Origin of the sequence: Amycolatopsis sp. NBC_01488, assembly GCF_036227105.1 — a bacterium.
GTDB lineage: Bacteria > Actinomycetota > Actinomycetes > Mycobacteriales > Pseudonocardiaceae > Amycolatopsis.
Genome location: NZ_CP109434.1, coordinates 3,900,892 through 3,920,304 on the forward strand (window position 1 = coordinate 3,900,892; position 19,413 = coordinate 3,920,304).

A 19,413-nucleotide genomic window follows, 5' to 3' on the forward strand; every position below is an offset into this window, starting at 1 on the left:
CGCGCCGGTCCGGGATTTTCACAGCGAATAAGACGAAATCGTGCGCTGGATGCGGGTCGCGTACCCGCGCAGGGCGGTGATCGCCGTGTGCCGGGCTTCTTCGGTAATCCGCGCGGCCGGGCCGGCCATGGTCAGCACCGTCGGCCGCCGCCCGTAGGTGGGCACCGGCACCGAACACGCCCAAACGCCTTCGTCGATTTCGCCGGAGCTGACCGAATACTGGTTCTCCAGCGCGTGCTTGAGCTCGTCGCGCACGGCCGTGCCGCGCAGCTCGGCGATCGGCGCCAGCCGCCGGTCGCGCTCGATCTCGGGCAGCAGCGCGAGCAGCATCTTGCCGGACGCGCCGACGCCGAGCGGCAGCGAATGCCCCGGCTCGAACGTGAACCGCATGGCCCGGTCGCACTCGACGCGGTCCGTGCACACGGCGGCGTCGCCGAACTGCTGGAAGAGCATCACCGTCTCGCCGAGCTCCCGCGCGGCTTCTTCCATGGACGGCTTCGCCAGCCGCACGAGGTCGTTCGCCAGCTGCGCGGCGCGCGCGAGCGGCATCACCTGGCTGGTGAGGTGGTAGTGCCCCGCCCTGCCCTCTTCGAGCAGTTGCAGCTCCTTCAGCAGCGCCACGTAGCGGTACGTCGTCGCGACCGGGGTGCCGATCGTCGCGGCGAGCTCGGCGACGCTGGCCTCCCAGCGTCTTTCGGAAAAGGCGAGGAGCAGCTGCAGGACCTTCCGGGAACTGCTGGCGCCGGGGGTGCGGCGCGGGGCGGTGGTGGCGGAACCGTCGACGGCACTGACGGCAGGCGTCATCATGACCTCTCGGTAAGACAAAAACGACCTTCGCTATCACCCGGGGTGAACAAATTAGCACGTTGTGTTAAACGAAGGCCAGCATTCCGGCGGCGGCTCACCAATGGGGGAAAGCCGCCGCCGGAGACGGCGTCACATGGTGAGGAACTCGCCCGGTTTCGTCACCACCGGTGACTCGACGTAGAGCCCGCGGTACTCGTCCTGGATCCCGGAGTTGTGCACCTGCAGCGCGAGCGGGCCGACGCGCCCGGCGGTCTTGTCGGTGAACCGCAGCACTTCGACGCCCTTGCAGGTCACGGCCGTCCCGGTGAGCGGGCAGCACGCCATCCGGGCCACGCCGGTCGTCAGGTCGCCGATCAGCTCGCACTGCGCCCACTTCTTGATGTCGATCGTCGTGTGCGCCAGCTGCTGGAACAGCTTGCCGCCGCCGTCGTTGTGGCCGGGCCGGTAGTCCCAGTGCCCGCCGTTCGGCGGCTGGAACTGGATGGCGCTCAGCGCGTCGCGGATCGGGTCGGTGGTGCCCCAGATCAGCACGGTCGGTTTGTGGTTGCCCTTGACCTGCCGGACATTGAATATCCACCGAAACGTGCCGACCTGCTGTTTGTTGTAGTACAACCAGCCGCGCGCGGTGCCATTGCCGTGGACGACGCCGTTCTTCACCGACCACAGGCCGGCTTTCGACGACGTCCAGGCGCTCAGGTCACTGCCGTCGAACATCGAGATCAGGTTCGGGTCGCCGTAAGGGTTTTCGGCGGCCGCCGCGACCGGCGCCAGTGCCGAACCCACGACGATCCCCGCGGCCAGCACGCCAAGGAGCTTGCGGAACATCCTGCCGTCCTCTCGTGAACGCGAACTGCGGTCGAGTTGTCGGACGGCGGATTTCACGCTACGAGCCGCGCGGGTGGAGCGTCAACCTCGGTCCCGCTGACCGGTCAGGAACGGCGTCAGCAAGCCGGGGACGGCCTGGTCGGCCAGCGCGAGCCCGGCGGCCTCGCCGACGTCGAGCACGCGGTAGTGCCCCTTGCCCGCGGCGACCGGCGCGATCACCGTGACCAGCCCGGCCCGGCGCTGGAAGTACGAGCGCTCGACGACGACGCCGGTCATGCCGTCGCAGCGGACCGCCGCGGTGCCGCGGTCCAGCGAACCCGAGCGCGTCACCAGGTAGCGGCCGGTGAGCGCGTGCCCGAGGCCGCGGTAGCGGTCCCAGCCGACGAGCGCGGCGAACGGCACGAGCACGAGCGCGACCTGCCACGGCCAGTCCGGCCAGTCGCCCAGCCACGCCAGGGCGTAGAGCGCCGCCGCGAGCAGCAGCACGCCGAAGACGGCCCGGGAGAGCCGCCGGTACAGCGCCCGGCGCGGGTGGCGTGTCAGCGGCGTCGCGGCCGGGTCCTCGCCGAGCACCTCCGCGACGACTTCGTGCGCTTTCGCAAGCGGTGCGGGCGGGAGCAGCAGGCCGCCGCTCTTGTCCGCGCCCTTCCCTTCGCGCAGGCCGCCGGCGATGGCGACGCACCGGGCGCCGCCGGCCAGCCGCAGCGGCAGCGGCTCGCGGATCTCCACGCCGCGCAGGCGGTCCTCCTCGATCGACACCGAGCGCGTCGTGATCAGCCCGCGCCGGATGTGCAGCGTGCCGGCGGGTTCGCGGGTGAGCCGGAAGTTCCAGAACGACAGCACGTACCCGCCGATCGACAGCAGCGAGACGAGCACCAGCAGCCCGGCGGCGGCGAGCACCAGGCTCACCCAGGTCGGCGTGTCCGCGAAGTGTCCGACCACGGTCTGGACCAGCGAAAACCGGACCGGATCGAAGTGCAGCTCGTGCGCGAAGTGGTAGACGGTGCCGACGGCGGCGCCGACCACCGCGATGCCCGACAGCGTGAACGGCGCGTACCGCAGCCACTTCTTGTCGACGACGGCGATCACCTGCTCGGGCGGCGCGGCCTCCGCCGCCGTCTCGACGGCCTTGCGGTGCAGGAGGAGCGTCCGCAGCCGCTGGGCTTCGGCGACCGTGACGGCGTCGAGGACGAGCTCGTCCTTGCCCGGCCCCTTGCCGTGCGAGTGCCGCCCGGTGCCGATCCGCGCGGCCGCCAGCGAGAACAGCCGGTGCTTCGGTTCGGAAGTGACGTCGACCGTGCGGATCCGGTCGCGGGGGATGGCTCGCTGCTTGCGCAGCAGCAGCCCGGTGTGCCACTCGACCTGCGTCTCGGTGATCCGGTAGCGCGAGGTCAGCACGTGCGAGACGCCGGTGCACACGGCCACCGCGGTGAAGGCGAGGCCGACCCACTGCCACGGCTCGCCGTGGCCGACGAGCAGCGCGCCCAGCAGCACCGGCAGGGACCGCGCCAGGTCCAGCACCGGCCGGATGAGCAGCATGCGCCGGTCGAGCCGGTGCCACGGCGCGTCCTGGGTGCCTTCGGCCGGGAGCGTCACGACGGCTTCGGTGCTCGCTGCCGCCTCCGCGGGGGAGAGCGCGTCGGCGGGGCTCACGTCGCGTCCCCTCGGAGCGCCTGGGTCGTCTTGGTCAGCTCGTCGGCCAGCGCGAGCGCGCGGTCGTGCGCCAGGCCCGAGATGCGCAGCGGGCCCGCCGCGGACGCCGTCGTCACGGTGATCTTGGCCAGCCCGAACAGCTGCTCACCGGGATCGCGCTCGATGTCGACGGTCTGGATCCGGGAGATCGGCGCGATCCGCCACTCCTGCTTCAGCCAGCCGGACTGCGTGTAGACGGCCTCGTCGGTGACCTCCCAGCGGTGCACGCGGTAGCGCCACTGCGGCATCACGATCAGGTGCAGCGGACCCACCACGCAGGCGACCACGAGTGCCACCGTGAGGAACGCCGGCGGATCGTCGCTGGTCACCACGATGGCCGTCAGGATCCCGATGACGACGATCCAGGAGATCGACGCCATCGCGGTCCAGTAGCCGATGGCCCGCCGGCTGACCCGGTGCGCCGGCGGTCGTAGCCGCAACGCCGCTGTGTTCGTGGTGTGTTCGGTCACGGGTCAAGCGTGCCCGATCGGCGCCTTGCGTGCCCACGACATGTGTCACGATGCCGATCCGGTCCGGCTTCGATCGCGTGGCGTTACGATCGGCCACACCGTCGGAGGAATGGATTCGCCGTCGGGGTGTGTTGTGCTGGAAGGATTGACGGTGACAACCGGGGCCTCCGCCCCGGGCTGGGGGCTCCGCCACCCGGAACCCCCGAAAGAAGAAGAGGCGAGCAGGAGGACCCGTGGGACTCGATCCCGACGACCTGTACGAGGTGGACTCGGACGTCCCCGACCTGACCGGGGCGGTGCTGATGCACCACTTCGAAGGGTTCATGGACGCCGGTTCGGCGGGCCGCCTGCTGGCCGAGCACCTGCTCGGCGGCGAGCACCGGGTGGTCGCGCGCTTCGACGTCGACCGGCTCATCGACTACCGCTCGCGCCGCCCGACGATGACCTACGCCGTGGACCACTGGGAGGACTACGACGCGCCGGAGCTGGTCGTCCACCTGCTGCACGACACCGACGGGACGCCGTTCCTGCTGCTGTCCGGCCCCGAACCCGACCACGACTGGGAGCGGTTCTGCGCCGCGGTCCGCAACCTCGTCGAGCGCTGGGGCGTCCGGCTGACCGCGGGCTTCCACGGCATCCCGATGGGCGCGCCGCACACCCGCCCGCTCGGCGTCACCGCGCACGCGACCCGCAAGGACCTGGTCGGCGAGCACCAGCCGCTGCCGAACCGGCTGCAGGTGCCGGGCAGCCTGGCCGCGCTGCTGGAGTACCGCCTCGGCGAGTGGGGCCACGACGCCATCGGCTTCGCCGCGCACGTGCCGCACTACCTGGCGCAGTCGACGTACCCGGCGTCGTCTCTCATCGTGCTCGACGCGCTGGGCCGCTCGACCGGGCTGAACCTGGCCGAGGGCGAGCTGCGCGCGGCGGCGGAGCTCGCCGACGCCGAGATCAACCGCCAGGTCGCGGAGTCCGACGAAGTCGCCGAGGTCGTCCGCGCGCTGGAGCGGCAGTACGACACGTTCGTCGAGGCTTCCGAGCGCGGATCGCTGCTCGCGGAATCGGTCGAGCACATGCCGACCGCGGAGGAGCTGGGCTCCCAGTTCGAGCGGTTCCTGGCCGAGCAGAACGGTGGCGACGGCCCCGAGCGCGGATGACCCGCTACGACGAGATCGGCGTCGGCTACGCGCTGGGGAGGCGGACCGACCCGCGGTGGCTCGCGCCGGTGCTCGCCGCGGTGGGCTCCGCGGTCACCATGCTCGACGTCGGTTCGGGAACCGGGTCGTACGAGCCGCCGTCCCGGCGCGTCGTCGCGGTCGAGCCGTCGGCGGAGATGATCCGGCAACGCCCGCCCGGCGCCGCGCCCGTCGTGCGCGCGATCGCGGAGGCGCTGCCGTTCCCCGACCGTGCGTTCGACGCGGCCTTGGCGGTGCTGACCGTGCACCACTGGGGTGACTGGCGCCGCGGTCTCGACGAGCTGCGCCGGGTGTCGTCTCGTCAGGTCGTCTTGGCCTACGACACCGCGCTGCACAACGACTTCTGGCTCGTGCGCGAGTACGTGCCGGAGGTCGCCGAGCTTGAACGGTCGCGTCCTTCGGCGCCGGAGATCGCGGATTTCCTGGACGCGTCTTCGGTGATTTCACTGCCCGTGCCGTGGGACTTCGCCGACGGCGTCTTCCCGGCACACTGGCGCCGTCCGGAGGCCTATCTGGACCCGGCCGTCCGGCGGTCTTGCTCGGCGCTCGCGCAGACGTCGCCCGCGGCGGTCGAGCGGGGGATGACGCGGCTGCGGGAGGACCTGGAGTCGGGCCGGTGGCACGAGGAGCACGCGGACCTGCTGGACCTGCCCGAGTGGGACGCGGGGTTCCGGCTCGTCGTGAACTGAGCCGGGGTACCGTCCCGGGATGAACGACACGGAAAACCGGTCGCCCGCAACGAAAACCCTGAGGCGCACCCTGGGCAGACTGTTGTTCCGGATGGCCTCGAAAGTGCACGACCCGTACACCGATCAGCTGAACCGGATGGCCGCGGAACTGCGCGAGGAGGTCGTCCGTCAGGGTGACCGGGTCCTCGATCGAGTGGTGGAGTTCGAGATCCGCAGCCGCCGGGACATCGTCTACGCCGGCGATCAGGACGCCGCGCTGGAGAGCAACGTCTTCGCCCGCGAGAACCTGGTCGGCGCCCGGCACTTCGGCCGTCCGAAGGAGACACTCGAATACGCGCTTTCCCTGGCGCCGCAAGGAGGGATGGCGCTGGAGTTCGGCGTCGCGTCCGGCAACACGCTGCGGACGATCGCCCGCGCCCGCGGTGGGCGCGAGGTCTACGGCTTCGACTCCTTCGACGGGCTGCCCGAGGCGTGGCTCAACGGCATGCCCGCCGGCGCCTTCGCCCGCGACGACCTGCCGGACGTCCCCGGCGCCGAGCTGGTCGTCGGCCTGTTCGCCGACAGCCTCCCCGGCTTCCTCGAAAACCACCCGGGCCACATCGACTTCCTGCACGTCGACGGCGACCTCTACAGCTCCGCCAAGACCGTGCTCGACCTGTGCGGGCCACGGCTGCGCGCGGGCAGCATCGTGCACTTCGACGAGTTCTTCAACTTCCCCGGCTGGCAGCGGCACGAGTACCGCGCCTGGACGGAGTACGTCGAGCGCACCGGCGTCGAGTTCGAGTACGTCGCCTACACCTACAGCGACAACCAGGTGACGGTGAAGATCACGAAGCCGTAGGCGGCCCGTCGAGGATTTCGCGCAGCTCGAGCGTGCCGACCTCGGCCCACGGGTGCCGGGACGCCACGTCGATCGCCGTCGACCGGTCGTCGCACTCGAGGATGTTGTAGCCGCCGACCTGCTCCTTGGTCTCGGCGAACGGGCCGTCGGTCAGCAGCACTTCGCCGTCGCGCACCCGGATCGTCTTCGCCTCGGCCGGCGGGCGGAGACCCGTGCCGGCCTGCCGGACACCGCGTCGTTCGGCGTCGGCGGCCCATGCGTGGCAGCGCCGCGCCATCTCCGGGCCGGCGGCCGCGCTCGCGGACTCGTCACCGCACAGCAGGAGCAGATATCGCACGGCGTCAGCATGCCACGCGGGCTCAGCCGTGGCAGCCCTCCTCGTTGAGCGGGCCCATCGACGGCAGGACGAGCCCGCACAGGTAGCCGTCGATGAACCGGCCGCTCCCGGAGATGTTGGTCCCGAGCCGGACCAGGGGCGCGAAACCCCTGATGCCGGCGGCGAGCGAGTCCTGGTTGCGCTGCAGCATCGACGTCAGCTGGTCGAGCTGGGTGAGCAGCGGGTCGACTTGCTTGTCGTTGTCGTCGATCAGCCCGGAGAGCTGGGTGGCGAGCTGCCGCGAGCCGTCGAGCAGGGAGCTGATCGCCTGCTCGCGGTCGCTCACCTCGGAAAGCAGCTGGTTCCCGTCGGCCAAGAGTCGTTGTACGGCGGCGTCGCGATCGACGAGCGTCTGGGACACAACCCGCGTGTTGCCCAGCAGGGTGGCGAGCTGCTGGTCGCGCGAGGCGAGCGTGTCCGAAAGCCGCGACAGCCCGGTGAGCGCGGCGCGGACGCTCTGCGGCGTGTTCGCCAGCGTCGCCGACAGCGTGTCGAAGCTCTTCGCCAGCTGGACGGTGTCGATATTGTCCACAGTGGACGACAGCTTCCCGAACGCCGCGAGGACGTCGTAGGGAACGCTGGTGCGCGACCGCGGGATCGGCTTCGCGGGATCGAGCGTCCCTTCGCCCTGCGGGTCGAGCGCGAGGTACTTCTGCCCGAGCACGGTCTTCAGCCGGATCGACGCGCCCGTCGCGTCGCCCAGCCACGCGCCCTTCACCCGGAACGAGATGAGCACGTGGTCGCCGCGCAGCTCGACGTCCGAAACCCGGCCGACCTCGACGCCGGCGACGCGGACGTCGTTGCCCTGGAACACGCCGGCCGCTTCGCTGAACTCGGCGGCGTACGTCGTGCCGTCACCGATCACGGGCAGGGAGCGCGCGTTGAGCGCCGTGAGCACGCCCAGTGCCAGCGCGGCCAGCCCGGCGAGCGCCGTCCGGACCGGGGTGTCGGCGGCCCGGCGTATTGACATGGCGTCAAGAGTGACGCACGCCACGCCGAGCCGCCAGCCGAGTCCCCCGATGAGACGAAGATCGTCGCTTCAGGCGGACGTCAGCTCGGGGTACTCGCGATATTCGACCGCGTTGGCCGCCCGATCGGTCATCCAGGTGAACACCTTGCCGAACAACCGCGTGCTCAGCATCCGGTAGGCGCGGTTGCGGCTGCGGATCTTCGCGGCGGTGCGCGGCGCGAGGAAGTTGCCCGAGCCCTTGCCGTTCTTCTGCCCGACGGTGGCCGGCTTGCGGAGGCGCTCCTCGTACTTCGCGAACGCCGTCCCGTGGTCGCCGCCGGCCGCCGCCAGTTCGCCGGCCAGCACCTGGGCACCCATCATGGCGAGCCCGGTGCCGGAGCCGCCCGGCCCGGCGCACCAGGCGGCGTCGCCGAGCAGCACGACCCGGCCCTTCGACCAGCGGTCGAGGTGGATCTGGCTGATCGAGTCGACGTACAGGTCGTCCGCCCCGGGCAGCGCCTGGAGCAGCCGTGGCGTCTCCCAGCCGGTGTCGGCGAAGAGCTGCGCGACCAGGGCGCGCTGCTCGTCCGGAGTCCGGCGGCGGAACTCGACGCCGTCGGCGGCGAAGACCAGGCTGACGTGCAGCCGGCCCGGCAGCCGGTGGCTCCCCACGGTCAGGCCGCGGCCGGGCTCGTTGTACATGACGCTGGCGTGGTCGAGGCCGAGGTGGTTGGGCGCGGTGAACCCGGCGATCCCGAAGCCGAGGTCGCGCCGGAAGTCCTGCTCGGGCCCGAACGCGGCGGTCCGCACCCCGGAGTGCACGCCGTCGGCCCCGACGACGAGGTCGAACGTCCGCGGCGCGCCGTGGCGGAAGGTGACGTCGACGCCGCCGGCGGTCTCGGTGAGGCTGGTGACGCGGTCGCCGAAGACGTATTCGGTGTAGTCCTTGGTGTGCTCGTACAGGATCCGCGCGAGGTCACCACGCAGGATCTCGACCTCCCCGCTCCAGGCGGCGCCGGGCACGGTCAGCTGCGGCCGCGCGTCGAGGCCGAGCACGGTCTGGTCGCCCATCGCGGTCTCGAGCCGCCGGACGTCGTCGAGGATGCCCATGGCCTTCAGCAGCTTCACCTGCTCGCCCCGGAAGTCGACGGCCTGCCCGCCGGGCCGCAGCGCGGGCGCGGCCTCGACGACGGTCACGCGGTAGCCGTGGCGGCGCAGCCAGTAGGCCGCGGACGGGCCGGCGATGCTGGCCCCGGACACGAGCACGGTCTTGGCAGTCATCGGAGGTTCCTCTCGGGTCGGTTGTCGATGACCCGAGACTGCGCGGACGCGCTGACGGTCCGCGCACGATCCGCTGACCGTTCGGCCGGAACACCGTGCTCACGGATTGCTCCGGTGGGAATTCCTCGATTCAGCGTCACCCGTTGGAGATTCGCTGTCCCGACTTTGCGACACCCATGATGACACCCGATCGGGATGAGTCATAAGGTGCACGCACACTTACGGCGCGTGCCAATGCAGATGCGTCGGCACGTGCATGTAACAGCGGTGTGTGCTGGTTCGAACCCCATAGGGACGTGTCAATGCGAAAGTCGGGTAGTTGTCCGAAAGGCGGGTTCGATGCCGGGTGGGCTGGCATAGTTGCCGTGCACCCAAGGGGTGACTACCTCCTCAGCGGCTTCGGATGTCGCTCCGGGATGGAATACTTGCGGGGATTGCGACGGTCTGTGGATGTCGGTGCCGTATTCGACGGTCTCGGATCCACAAGCCGGGGAGCGAGCTGATGAGCGCTGACGGGAGACAGGACGCCGCGCTGGCCACCGGCAGTTCTGGCGCCACGTGGTTCCCGGCCGACGATGTCGATTCCGCGGCGCTCGGTCCGGACGTACCCCGGCAATTGCCACCGCCGCCCCCGGTGTTCGTCAACCGGTTGCGGGAACTCGAGCACCTGACCGAACGGCTGCGAGATCCGGCCAGCCGGACGAGGGCGCCGATCGTGGTCTTCAGCGGCCTCGCCGGCGTCGGCAAGAGCGCGATTGCGCTGACCTGGGCCCATCGCCATCGCGATCTCTTCCCGGACGGTCAGCTGTACGCCGACCTGACCGCGTACCGCCGGCCCGGCGGCGTGGAAATGACCGAGGTGCTCGGAGCCTTCCTCCGCGCACTTGGTGTGCGTGAGGAATTCATCCCCCTTTCGTATCCGGAGCGCTCCGCACTGTTCCGCAGCCGCACACGCGGCCGGAAAGTGTTGGTGATGCTGGACAACTCGGACGCGGCGGCCCAGGTGCGACCGGTGATCCCGGGTTCCCCGGACAGCGCGCTCCTCGTGACGAGCAGGCGCCGGCTGGGTGGTCTAGTCATGGACGGGGCGGACTTCGTGGAACTGCCGCCCTTGTCGATCGCGGACGGCACTTCACTCGTGCGGACGATCCTCCCCGGCGTACCCGACGCGGACGACGAAAAAGCGATCGGCGCGCTCACGGAATTGTGCGGCGGTCTGCCGATCGCGTTGTGCATAGCCGGCGCCCGCCTGGCCGAACGACGAAGCTGGACGGTGGCCCGCCTGGTGCGGTACCTGTCCGACGACCGGCTCGGTCGCCTTACGGTGGAAGGGGACGGCGCTGTGGGTCGGGTTTTCGATGCCGCGTACGAAGATCTTCCCGAGCCGGCGCGCCGGCTCTACCGCAGGCTCGGTCTGTTGCCGGGCGCCGAGTTCGAGCTGGGTGCGGCGGCCGCCGTCGCCTCGCTGACGCTTCCGGAAGCCGACGACCTGACGGGAACACTGGCCACTTCGTCGCTGCTGGAGGAACTCGAGCCGGAGCGCTTCCGGTTCCATGAACTCGTCCGGTTGCACGCCAGGAAAATGGCGGAGAAGGACGACAGCGCGGCCGAACGTGACAAGGCGACCCGGGCTTTCGCCGACTGGTATCTGCTGGGCGCGGCGGCGGCGGATCACGCGGTATTGGGCGAAGGTCGCTGGCGGATCGCGCGCCTGCCCGTGGAACGGTGGTCCCGGCCGTTCGATTCCGCGTCGGCCCTGCGCTGGCTGGAACGAGAGCGGACGAACCTGCTCGTCGTGGTGCGCACCGCGTGGCAGGCCGAATGGTACGAAACCGTTTGGCAGTTGTGCGAAGCGTTGTGGGCGCTCTACCACAGCCACAAGAATCACGTGGACTGGCTGGCCGCGCACCAACTCGGCCGCGCTGCCGCGCAGAGGTGCGGGGATCGTCAGGCCGAAGTGCGGATGTGCAACCAAAGTGCGCGGGCACACATCGAGCTGGGGGAATTCGCCGCCGCGGCAGATCTCTTGGAATCCGCGGCGGAGATCGCGGAGGGTGACGCCCGGTCCGAGGCGGTGCTCGCCGAGTCCTTCGGTCTGCTGCACCGGGAACAACGTCGCTACGCCGAGGCGGAGCAGATGCTGCGGCGGGCGCGCGACCTCAACCGGGCGGCGGGCAGTGCCCGCGGCGTCGCGCTCCAGAGCTACCAGCTCGGGGATGTCCTCGTGCTGGCGGGACGGACCGAGGACGGGCTCAAGGAACTGACCGGCGCGCTGGCCGCGGCGGGGGAGATCGACGACGAACTCACCGCCGCGCGGGTGCGCATCGCGCTCGGTCGGGCCTACGACGAGCTGCGCCGCGATCGGGACGCGATCGACGTGCTCGACGCGGCGGTCGAGATCACGCGACGGCGTGGTCAGCCGGTCAAAGAGGCGCAGGCACTGGAAGTCCTCGTCCGGATAGCCCGGCGGGACAACGATGTCGAGCGGTTCCGGGTATCGGCGGGCCGGCTGGCGCGGCTCTACGACGAGGCGGGCAGCCCGCGCGGCACGACGATCCGCGACTGGCTGAACGGCCGCACGGACGCCGCGGACGACTGACGGTCAGCCTCGTCGCCGGATCAGGATCCGCTCGCTGAGCCGGCCGCCGACGTCGGTCCTGAGCCGGAGTGCACCGGGCACTGGCTGTTGTGCGCGCCGCCACGCGAAAGCGGCGATCGACGTGGTCGACACGTCTTCGTCCGCTGTGGACAGCTCAACGCCGTCGTGGAACCGCAGGATGCAGCCGTCCGAAGTCCGGACGGCGACCAGCGCGGCACCCGGGGAGTACGCGTTGACGTCGGCGAACCAAGCGCCGAGGTCTTCGGGGACCTCCTCGCCGATCACGATTTCAGCGTCGCTGTAGGTGTCCGGGTCCACCTCGAGGTCCGTGACGACGTAGAACAGCGGGTCCGTGCTCCGCCGGTCCGTCGGCAGGAGCGGGTACCGCCGGACGGCGACCGTGCCGCAGGTCGTCTCCGCCTCGACCAGGTCGGCCGAGACAGCGAACGCCGTCGGCGGCGTCCCGGGGAGCGGCCGCGGACTGTCGATCGCCCTCAAGCGGGGAGCCGCGTCGGGCGGTCGGCGGCCCATCGCCTCGTAGAGTACGCGTTGCAGAGTTTTGCGCGCCTGGCCGCGGTTGGCGAACATCAGGTCGACCACGGGCCGCAGCAGCGCGGGATCGTAGTGCTCGATTGCGCGCACCACCTGCGGCTCCATGGGGGCGTCCAGGTCCAGGGGGACAGCCTTCGCGCACAGTTCGGCGGTCGGCGACCCCGGGATGAGCTCTTGCCGGCCGTCGGCGGCGAGCAGGAACGGGACATCGAGCGTGGCGCCGTAGAACGACACCGAGCCATGGTCGCCGAGCACGACGTCGGCGGCCATGATGACCGCCTCCCAGCTGCTCTGGTGCGGGACCAGGAGGAGCCCGCTGCCGAGTTCGTCGCGTAGGCAGTGCTCAACGGCGAAGGGGCTTTCGCCGCGCCAGATGTTCGGGTGCAGCACCAACGCGACGCGGTACTCGTCCATAGGCAGGGAGCCGAGCAGCCGGCGGGCGAGGCCGCCGTGCCGGCCCCAAAGCGAGTACGGGCCCCAGGTCGAGGAAACGACGACCAGGCGCTGACCGCAGGACAGGCCGAGCTCCCGCCGGAACTTCTCGCGCCAACGCCGGCCGCCGCACATCCGGTCGAGCACCGGATCGCCGAGCACCACGCCCAGGTGAGCGACCTCCGGGCACGTCCGGCGGAGCCACTCCAACTGCGCCGGGTGGGACAGCAGGACCCGGGCGACGGCCGGCCGTCCGTCGGCTCCCAGCAGCTGGCTCCGCGCCAGCCCGGTGGGGACCGAGTCCCCGACCCCGGTGATCCGGTGCAAGTCCCGGTTGTGCCCGGCGCCGTGAGGCATCACGACCGCGGGGCCACGCAGCTCCGCGAACCGCGCGCTGGCATGCGCAGCGAGGATCACGTCGAACTCGATCTCGAGGGCTTCGTCCCAGCCGATCACTGTCGCGCCGCGGTCGGTGAGGTCCTCGATCAGCCCGTCGGCCCACTGCGAGCCGGGCTCCATCACGAACACGATCTCCACCGTGTCGGTGCCGAGGTCCTGGAGGACCCTCAACAGCCGGTTTGCCGCCGCGAAGCTGCGCACCGGCGCGCCGAGCCGGAAATCCGCACGTCTCGTGCGTTTGGGTGGCACTTCACCCGACCAGGGCGGCTCACGCCTACGTTCTGTCACTCTTGTGGCTGCCGATCCTGCCTGCCTGCCGTTTGATACCGAGCAGTAGGTGCGGTATCAATAGTCAGTGGCAGAACGCCACGTGGCAGATCGTACCTCGCTGATCGGGACATGGCGAGGAGTGAGGACGGCGTCATGGCCACCGAGCAGAACCCGCTCGCCCAGCAGAGACGGTTGCGCGGCGAGCTACGCCAGGCGCGGGCGCACGCCGGCCTCACCCAGCGGAGTGTCGCCGAGCAACTCGACTGGTCGACGTCGAAGGTGATCAGGATCGAGACCGGCGCTGTCGGAGTGTCCACCACAGACCTGCGCGCGCTGCTCCAGCTGTACGGGGTGATCGATCCGGGCCGGGTCGCGGAGCTGGTCGAAGTGGCCAAGGCCGCGCGTCGGAAAGCCTGGTGGGACGACTACCGCGACGAGTTCAACGCCAAGCTCGTCAACTTTGTCGCCAGCGAGGCCGGTGCGTCCGGCATCCGGCACTTCCAGTCACTGATCGTTCCCGGTGCGCTCCAGATCGCCGACTACGCCAGGGCAGTCCTGACGGCATTCCGGTCCGATCCCGACCGCATCGACCGGGCCGTCCGGATGCGGCTGACGCGGCAGGAGGGGATCGTCGCCGACGGCGGTCCGTCGGCTACGTTCCTGCTCGACGAATCGGTCCTCCGCCGCCAGGTGGGCACCCCGCAGATCATGCGGGCCCAGCTCGAGCACCTCCGGGACCTGGACCGGCTGGGTCACGTCTCGATCAAGGTGGTGCCCTTCGCCGCGGGCGTCCGCGACGGGATGCAGGTGTCGTTCACGATCTTCGAGTTCGACGACGGTCCGGAGCACATCGTCTACCTGAACCAGCCGGGTGAGCTGGTCATCGTCAAAAACGACCCCGACGAGGTCTGCCACTACATCGAATTGTTCGCCGAACTCGACGAACGTGCATCTGCACTGGCAGAATTCCCGGGAGCTGAACCACAATGAGCTGGTAAGAGGTTGTCATCTTCTCGTCCCGTCATCTTGTCGGCCCAATGACGGGCTACTCTGTGTGTTGTTGACCGGAAATTGTCCACTTTTCTTCGCCGGAGCCGGGTGCGCGGGTCCGCTATCCTCGATCTGTTCGCGGAACCTGAGGGGGTTGCGGTGCAACGAAGCACGGCTCGGCCTGCGGTGGTCGACGATCATGGTCGCGGGTGGCGGAAGAGTTCGCGGTGCGATGACCAGCACATCGACTGTGTGGAACTGGCGGTCGGCGAAGAATCGGTGCACCTCCGGGAAACGGGAAATCGAACCGGGGGTGAGCTGATCATTTCCGGTCGTTCCTGGTGTGCCTTTGTCGCCCAGCAGAAGGAACTTTAATTCCTTGGGCGCGAGAATGGTGTAGAAAAGGCATCGACGATGGGGGCCGGCCGGCGGCGGTCGTCGCTCGGCAGGCCGTTTTCACCGCTCGGCCGGTGGTGTCCGGTTCGAGTGGCTAGCATGACGCGCGTGGACCGCTCCACCGCAGACCGGATCCCGCAAGACGGCGAAGACGCCGCCGTCGAGGCGCGCATCCTCAACGCCGCCGCGCACCTCATCGCCGACGAGGGGTTCGGCAGGCTGAAGATCGGGGCCGTCTGCGCCCGGTCCGGCTACGCGCGGTCCGTCGTCTTCCAGCACTTCGGCGACAAGGACGGGCTCGGGCAGCGGCTGGTCGAGTACGCCGTCGAGGAGTTCACCACCGCCTACAGCGAGGCCGTCGCGGCCCGGACCGGCGGGGCCACCGCGACGCCGATGGACATGCTGCGCGCGCTGCTCGACATCATCTTCGAGCTGATCCGCACGATGCCGACGCTCAACCACGCCTTCCTGGCGCTCTGGGGCGACGCCGCGGCGGAGTACTCGGCGCTGCGCGGCGCGCTGACCGAGGCCGACCGCCGGTTCCGGTTCGCCATCGCCCAGACCCTGGCCAGCGGCGTCGCGGACGGCTCGATCACCGGCGTCCGTGACGCGGACGCGTACGCGGGGGCGTTGCTGGCGCAGCTGCGCGGGATCTCGATGCAGGCCCTGATCGACCCCGACGGCGTCGACCTGCGCGGGATCCGCACGGAGCTGGAGCGCGGCATCGACCGGCTCTCGTCGAGCTTCCGCGGCGGCCTTTAGAGTGCGTAGACGATTCCGCGCAGGACGATCACCCCGATGAAGACCAGCGTGAAGGCGAGATCGAGCGAAATCCCGCCGATCCGCACCGGCCGCACGACCCGCCGCACCGGTCCGATCACCGGCTCGGTGGCCGCGTAGGCCAGGCCCCGCGCCCGCCGCGCCCACGGCGGGCTGTCGGCCAGCATGCCGACCCAGTCCAGCACCATCCGCGCGATCAGCACGAGCAGGTACAGGCTCAGCGCGAAGCCGAGCAGCGTCCCCAAGGCACCCATGGTTCCTCCTCCGTCCCCCTGAGAACGCGCCGGTGGGGCGGGAAGTGCCAGTTCTGTCCGGTTCACAGGATTTCGACAGGATCGGCCCAGCGGCGGATGGCGAACCGGCTGCCGTCGCGCTGGACTTCGACGGCGCCGGGGCCGCCGAAGTGCGCGGGCACGAAGAGTTCGTGTTCGTCCGCGGCGCGCTCGAGCACGCGGCGCCGGGTGACGGCGGCCTGCTTCTCGTCTTCGCAGAAACAGCTGCTGTGCTGCGGTGCGAGGATCTGGACCGGACTGTGCAGCAGGTCCCCGACGAACACGGCGCGGTCGCCGCCGGAGGCCAGGCGGACGACGGACGAGCCGGGGGTGTGGCCGGGAGCGGGCTCCAGGGTCAGGTTACGGTCGATGCGGTGGCTGCCCTCCCACAGCACGGCCTTCCCCAGCACGGGCGCGATGCTGTCGGCGTAGACGAGCAGGCTGCCTTCCCGGCGCAGCTGGTCGTGCTCGGTGCGCGGAGTGGGTCGCCGGTGGGCGTTGCGCGGGTCGAAGTACGTCTGGTCGGCGCGGGGGATCAGGTAGGTGGCGTTGGGGAACGTCGGCACCCATTCACCGTTGCGCAGCACGGTGTTCCAGCCGACGTGGTCGTAGTGGACGTGGGTGTTGACGACGACGTCGACGTCTTCGGGCCGCACGCCGGCGTCGGCGAGCCGGTCGAGGAAGCTCGTGGACAGGTGGTCGAACAGCGGGATCTGCGGACGGTCCCGGTCGTTGCCGACCCCGGTGTCGACGAGGACGACCCGGCCTTCGCTGCGGAGCACCCAGGTCTGGACCGTGCCGCGGTAGCCGCCGGTCTCGGGGTTCCAGTGGTCGGGCGCGAGCCAGCCGGCGTTGTCCTGCCAGACCTCGGGCGGGCTGGGGACGATGGTCCGCGCGGGAGCGATCTCACCCTGCCACTCGAGGACCTTCACGACTTCGACGTCACCGATGTGCATGCCTCCACTCTGACGGTCACAGCTGAGCATTTCCATGCGCGAAGTTCTCTTTCCGATGCGTGAGCGTCTCATTGTCTACAGTCGTGGTGTGGACCTGCTGAGTGACGCGATCGCCGCGGTGCGGATCGGGCAGCCGACGTCGAACCGGCTGCGCGCGGGCGCGGAGTGGTGCTACCGCTTCGCGCCGTACGAGGGCGCCGGCTTCCACGTGCTGTTGAGAGGCACCGGCTGGCTGATCCCGTCCGCGGGCGAGCCGGTACCCCTGGGCGCGGGCGACGCGGTCCTGGTCCCGCACGGCAGCGCGCACACGCTGTCGTCCCGGCCGGACGCGTCCGGCGCGGTGCCGTTCGAGACGGCGACAGCCGACCCGGACGGCCGCACGGAGTTCCTGTGCGGCAAGTACCGCCTGTCCCGGGCGCGTCGCCACCCGGTGCTGGCGAGCCTCCCGGAGGTGGTGCACATTCCCGCCCAGGTCGGCGGCGCATCGGAACTCCGGTCGGCGATCGACCTCCTGGGCACGGAGGTGACCACGCGCCGCCCGGGCTCGTCGACGGTCCTCACCGGATTGCTGGACTTGCTGCTGGTGTACCTGCTCCGGGCGTGGCTGGCGGGAAACCCGGGCACGGGCTGGCCCGAGGCGTTGCGCGACCCGCCGATCGCGGCGGCGCTGGAGGCTCTGCACGCGAACCCCGAGGCACCGTGGCGCATCGAGGACCTGGCCTCCCGGGTGGGCTTGTCCCGGGCCACGCTGTCCCGCAGGTTCACGGCATTGACCGGCCACTCACCGATGGCGTACCTGACGTGGTGGCGCCTGACGACGGCGGCGAGGTTGCTGCAGGACACCGACCTCCCACTGCCCGCGATCGCCACCAAGGTCGGTTACGGCTCACCGTTCGCGTTCTCCCACGCGTTCAAGCGCCAGTTCGCCGTCGCCCCGGGCACCTACCGCGGCGGCGGTCCTCGCTGACACGATCCGTTTTCGCAGCTTGCCGACTTGTCCGCAGCCGAAGAAATGATCTACGTGGTTGCTTCTATCGTGCGCAAACAACTGTTCTAGTGATTCGACTGGAAGGTTAGTGCGACTTCGTGACCTGACATCGCTACCATGGTCGGTCTGTCCCCATAGTGAGGCGGAGGGGCTTGCCATGGCGGGTGAGACACCGGACGGTGGCGTCCTGTGGCCACTCGTCGAGGCTTTGCGCCGGGTGTCGTGCCTGGTCGATCTGAACAGCAGGCAGCTGGTGCTCCAGGGTCTTTCCGACAAACTGGGTTATTCGTTGTCCGTTACCGAATACCCGCAGACGAACATGCATTTGTTCGCCATCGTCGAGGCTTGCCGTCAGCGGCCGGGCGGGCTCAACGCCCTGCTGGACGTGCTGGAACAGTTCGAGCCGGGAACCATCGCGATGACCGCGGTCCGCGGGATCATCGTCGACATGACGACCTTGGACACCTGGTCGCCCGAAGAACGGCGGCAGCTGTTCGGCCTGCTGTCCGGGGTGACCGTTCCGAACGTCGCCGAGATCTACGGCCTGGTCGGCGGCGACGGTGCGCCGCGACTGCCGCCCGAAGCCTCGCTGGAGGACGCTTTCCTCTTGCTGGACACGATGAACTCGGGTTCGGACGGTCTGCCCAAGAGCCTGATGTTCGTCGAGCGCGTCGCGGCCCGGCTGCGGTTCGACCTGGCGGCGGAGGTCCGCAAGTGGGTCAAGGACATGGCCGCCCGGATGAACCTGACCGCGGAGATGGAAGCTTTCTGCGACCGGATCAAGGGTGTAGCCCGACCGGTCGAATCGCCGGCGCTGCGGTCCGAGGCCTACCTCGTGTTCCTCTTGCAGCCCGAGGGGCCGACCGGCGACCGGTACCGCTTGTCCCACTGGCGCCAGCTCGACGTTTCCGAAGGCTGGTACCCGGAACACGGGCAGGACTACGTCGGCGGTTTCGAAGAGATCAAGTACGAGGTGGCCGTGCTGGCCGAGAAGGTGGAAAGCGACTGGGCGCCTTACGAGCCCGACATCCGCCTCGACTTCATCCTCAGCCGTGACCTGCTCCACCTGGACGTCGACCAGTGGCAGTGGGAAGTGGAGACACCGGTGCCGGAGCCACTCGGCTGTCACTTCCCCCTGGGGGTACGCAGCCTCGAGCGGATGAAGCTGCGGAAGTGGCATCGCGCCTGGTTCGTCCGCTGGAAGGAACTGAAGGCCCAGGCCGGCGACGGTGGCCCCATCGCGCCGGAATCCGGGTTCTGGAGCATCGACGACGAGACGCGGAGCCTCCGCGAGCTGACGTCCCGGTTCGAAGCCCGGCCGGAACTCGTGGCCTTCGTGCTGAGCGCGCCTCCCCACGCGTTCACGGCGGAAAGCGACGAGATCGCGGTCGGCCTCCGCGCGGGATTCCCGATCATGGTCTGGCACCGAGAAAACTGTCGTTCGGAGGAATTTTCCCACACCGTGAAAGAACTACTGCACGCCGAGGACTCGCACCACCTGCTGGAGCGCCTGCGGCTCATCAGGCTGTCCGCTTTCGCCGAGGGACCGGAAGGAACGCACGTCGGCAGCCGGCTCGCGTTGCTGTACGACGATCCGGAACGGATCGTCCTGCCGCAGCGCCCGGGAGCCCCGGAGGCGGTGCCCACCGCATGACG

Annotated in this window: 19 protein-coding genes; 9 read left to right on the forward strand and 10 right to left on the reverse strand. The window is 69.9% G+C overall.

Annotated elements, in window-relative coordinates:
• Positions 1 to 18: 18 nt before the first annotated feature.
• From OG738_RS18895 to OG738_RS18910, 4 genes are all read right to left on the reverse strand, one after another.
• Positions 19 to 804, reverse strand: a complete 786-nt coding sequence (locus OG738_RS18895) for an IclR family transcriptional regulator (protein ID WP_329056754.1) — start codon at positions 802 to 804, stop codon at positions 19 to 21.
• 132 nt (positions 805 to 936) lie between these two features.
• A complete protein-coding gene (locus OG738_RS18900; RefSeq protein ID WP_329055628.1) occupies positions 937 to 1,632 on the reverse strand; it encodes a family 16 glycoside hydrolase in 696 nt (231 codons plus the stop codon).
• Positions 1,633 to 1,713: 81 nt separating this feature from the next.
• Entirely contained in the window at positions 1,714 to 3,171 is a 1,458-nt protein-coding gene (locus OG738_RS18905; protein ID WP_329056755.1) for a PH domain-containing protein, read from the reverse strand.
• A 110-nt stretch (positions 3,172 to 3,281) separates the two neighbouring features.
• The gene (locus tag OG738_RS18910; protein ID WP_329055629.1) at positions 3,282 to 3,794 is read right to left on the reverse strand and encodes a PH domain-containing protein; all 513 of its coding nucleotides are present in this window, start codon (positions 3,792 to 3,794) and stop codon (positions 3,282 to 3,284) included.
• Between the two features lie 233 nt (positions 3,795 to 4,027).
• Here OG738_RS18910 and OG738_RS18915 point away from each other — a divergent pair, with 233 nt between their 5' ends.
• The 3 genes from OG738_RS18915 (at position 4,028) to OG738_RS18925 (ending at position 6,517) form a co-directional block, all read left to right on the forward strand.
• Entirely contained in the window at positions 4,028 to 4,948 is a 921-nt protein-coding gene (locus OG738_RS18915; protein WP_329055631.1) for a proteasome assembly chaperone family protein, read from the forward strand.
• Positions 4,945 to 5,676 carry a class I SAM-dependent methyltransferase gene (locus tag OG738_RS18920; protein ID WP_329055633.1) on the forward strand — a complete coding sequence of 244 codons (732 nt, stop codon included), beginning with the start codon at positions 4,945 to 4,947 and terminating at the stop codon, positions 5,674 to 5,676. Before OG738_RS18915 ends, OG738_RS18920 begins: the two co-directional genes overlap by 4 nt.
• Before the next feature lie 91 nt (positions 5,677 to 5,767).
• Entirely contained in the window at positions 5,768 to 6,517 is a 750-nt protein-coding gene (locus OG738_RS18925) for a class I SAM-dependent methyltransferase (protein WP_329055635.1), read from the forward strand.
• Here the strand turns inward: OG738_RS18925 and OG738_RS18930 are convergent.
• The 3 genes from OG738_RS18930 to OG738_RS18940 all read right to left on the reverse strand — a co-directional run bounded on the left by OG738_RS18930 (position 6,504) and on the right by OG738_RS18940 (position 9,123).
• Positions 6,504 to 6,854, reverse strand: coding sequence for a YciI family protein (locus OG738_RS18930; RefSeq protein WP_329055637.1), 351 nt, complete (start codon positions 6,852 to 6,854; stop codon positions 6,504 to 6,506). The genes OG738_RS18925 and OG738_RS18930 overlap by 14 nt on opposite strands.
• A 22-nt stretch (positions 6,855 to 6,876) precedes the next feature.
• Positions 6,877 to 7,863, reverse strand: coding sequence for an MCE family protein (locus OG738_RS18935; protein WP_329055639.1), 987 nt, complete (start codon positions 7,861 to 7,863; stop codon positions 6,877 to 6,879).
• Positions 7,864 to 7,932: 69 nt separating this feature from the next.
• Positions 7,933 to 9,123 carry an FAD-dependent monooxygenase gene (locus tag OG738_RS18940; RefSeq protein WP_329055641.1) on the reverse strand — a complete coding sequence of 397 codons (1,191 nt, stop codon included), beginning with the start codon at positions 9,121 to 9,123 and terminating at the stop codon, positions 7,933 to 7,935.
• Between the two features lie 502 nt (positions 9,124 to 9,625).
• Here OG738_RS18940 and OG738_RS18945 point away from each other — a divergent pair.
• On the forward strand, positions 9,626 to 11,722 hold the full coding sequence (locus OG738_RS18945) for a tetratricopeptide repeat protein (RefSeq protein WP_329055643.1): 2,097 nt from the start codon (positions 9,626 to 9,628) through the stop codon (positions 11,720 to 11,722).
• Positions 11,723 to 11,725: 3 nt separating this feature from the next.
• Here the strand turns inward: OG738_RS18945 and OG738_RS18950 are convergent, their stop codons facing one another.
• Positions 11,726 to 13,276 carry a hypothetical protein gene (locus tag OG738_RS18950; protein WP_329055645.1) on the reverse strand — a complete coding sequence of 517 codons (1,551 nt, stop codon included), beginning with the start codon at positions 13,274 to 13,276 and terminating at the stop codon, positions 11,726 to 11,728.
• Between the two features lie 252 nt (positions 13,277 to 13,528).
• Between OG738_RS18950 and OG738_RS18955 the strand changes: the two genes are divergently transcribed.
• From OG738_RS18955 to OG738_RS18965, 3 genes are all read left to right on the forward strand, one after another.
• Positions 13,529 to 14,365: a helix-turn-helix domain-containing protein gene (locus OG738_RS18955; RefSeq protein WP_329055647.1), complete on the forward strand. Its 837-nt coding sequence runs from the start codon at positions 13,529 to 13,531 to the stop codon at positions 14,363 to 14,365.
• A gap of 186 nt (positions 14,366 to 14,551) precedes the next feature.
• The gene (locus OG738_RS18960; RefSeq protein WP_329056756.1) at positions 14,552 to 14,740 is read left to right on the forward strand and encodes a DUF397 domain-containing protein; all 189 of its coding nucleotides are present in this window, start codon (positions 14,552 to 14,554) and stop codon (positions 14,738 to 14,740) included.
• A gap of 120 nt (positions 14,741 to 14,860) precedes the next feature.
• On the forward strand, positions 14,861 to 15,523 hold the full coding sequence (locus OG738_RS18965; protein ID WP_329055648.1) for a TetR/AcrR family transcriptional regulator: 663 nt from the start codon (positions 14,861 to 14,863) through the stop codon (positions 15,521 to 15,523).
• On the opposite strand, the gene OG738_RS18970 is transcribed toward OG738_RS18965, so the two are convergent.
• Both OG738_RS18970 and OG738_RS18975 read right to left on the reverse strand, forming a co-directional pair.
• A complete protein-coding gene (locus OG738_RS18970) occupies positions 15,520 to 15,795 on the reverse strand; it encodes a YggT family protein (protein WP_329055650.1) in 276 nt (91 codons plus the stop codon). The genes OG738_RS18965 and OG738_RS18970 overlap by 4 nt on opposite strands.
• 62 nt (positions 15,796 to 15,857) lie before the next feature.
• The gene (locus OG738_RS18975) at positions 15,858 to 16,769 is read right to left on the reverse strand and encodes an MBL fold metallo-hydrolase (RefSeq protein ID WP_329055652.1); all 912 of its coding nucleotides are present in this window, start codon (positions 16,767 to 16,769) and stop codon (positions 15,858 to 15,860) included.
• Positions 16,770 to 16,857: 88 nt separating this feature from the next.
• Here OG738_RS18975 and OG738_RS18980 point away from each other — a divergent pair, with 88 nt between their 5' ends.
• On the forward strand, positions 16,858 to 17,736 hold the full coding sequence (locus tag OG738_RS18980; RefSeq protein WP_329055654.1) for an AraC family transcriptional regulator: 879 nt from the start codon (positions 16,858 to 16,860) through the stop codon (positions 17,734 to 17,736).
• 109 nt (positions 17,737 to 17,845) lie between these two features.
• The gene (locus tag OG738_RS18985) at positions 17,846 to 19,411 is read left to right on the forward strand and encodes a VMAP-C domain-containing protein (RefSeq protein ID WP_329055655.1); all 1,566 of its coding nucleotides are present in this window, start codon (positions 17,846 to 17,848) and stop codon (positions 19,409 to 19,411) included.
• The last annotated feature ends 2 nt before the right edge of the window (positions 19,412 to 19,413 follow it).

Bases quoted from the DNA above. Each gene is read 5' to 3' on its own strand.
- OG738_RS18975 (WP_329055652.1), bottom strand. From the start codon at position 16,769: ATGCACATCGGTGACGTCGAAGTCGTGAAGGTCCTCGAGTGGCAGGGT.
- OG738_RS18970 (WP_329055650.1), bottom strand. From the start codon at position 15,795: ATGGGTGCCTTGGGGACGCTGCTCGGCTTCGCGCTGAGCCTGTACCTG.
- OG738_RS18900 (WP_329055628.1), bottom strand. From the start codon at position 1,632: ATGTTCCGCAAGCTCCTTGGCGTGCTGGCCGCGGGGATCGTCGTGGGT.
- OG738_RS18965 (WP_329055648.1), top strand. From the start codon at position 14,861: ATGACGCGCGTGGACCGCTCCACCGCAGACCGGATCCCGCAAGACGGC.
- OG738_RS18955 (WP_329055647.1), top strand. From the start codon at position 13,529: ATGGCCACCGAGCAGAACCCGCTCGCCCAGCAGAGACGGTTGCGCGGC.
- OG738_RS18945 (WP_329055643.1), top strand. From the start codon at position 9,626: ATGAGCGCTGACGGGAGACAGGACGCCGCGCTGGCCACCGGCAGTTCT.
- OG738_RS18905 (WP_329056755.1), bottom strand. From the start codon at position 3,171: ATGCTGCTCATCCGGCCGGTGCTGGACCTGGCGCGGTCCCTGCCGGTG.
- OG738_RS18940 (WP_329055641.1), bottom strand. From the start codon at position 9,123: ATGACTGCCAAGACCGTGCTCGTGTCCGGGGCCAGCATCGCCGGCCCG.
- OG738_RS18935 (WP_329055639.1), bottom strand. From the start codon at position 7,863: ATGTCAATACGCCGGGCCGCCGACACCCCGGTCCGGACGGCGCTCGCC.
- OG738_RS18925 (WP_329055635.1), top strand. From the start codon at position 5,768: ATGGCCTCGAAAGTGCACGACCCGTACACCGATCAGCTGAACCGGATG.
- OG738_RS18920 (WP_329055633.1), top strand. From the start codon at position 4,945: ATGACCCGCTACGACGAGATCGGCGTCGGCTACGCGCTGGGGAGGCGG.
- OG738_RS18895 (WP_329056754.1), bottom strand. From the start codon at position 804: ATGACGCCTGCCGTCAGTGCCGTCGACGGTTCCGCCACCACCGCCCCG.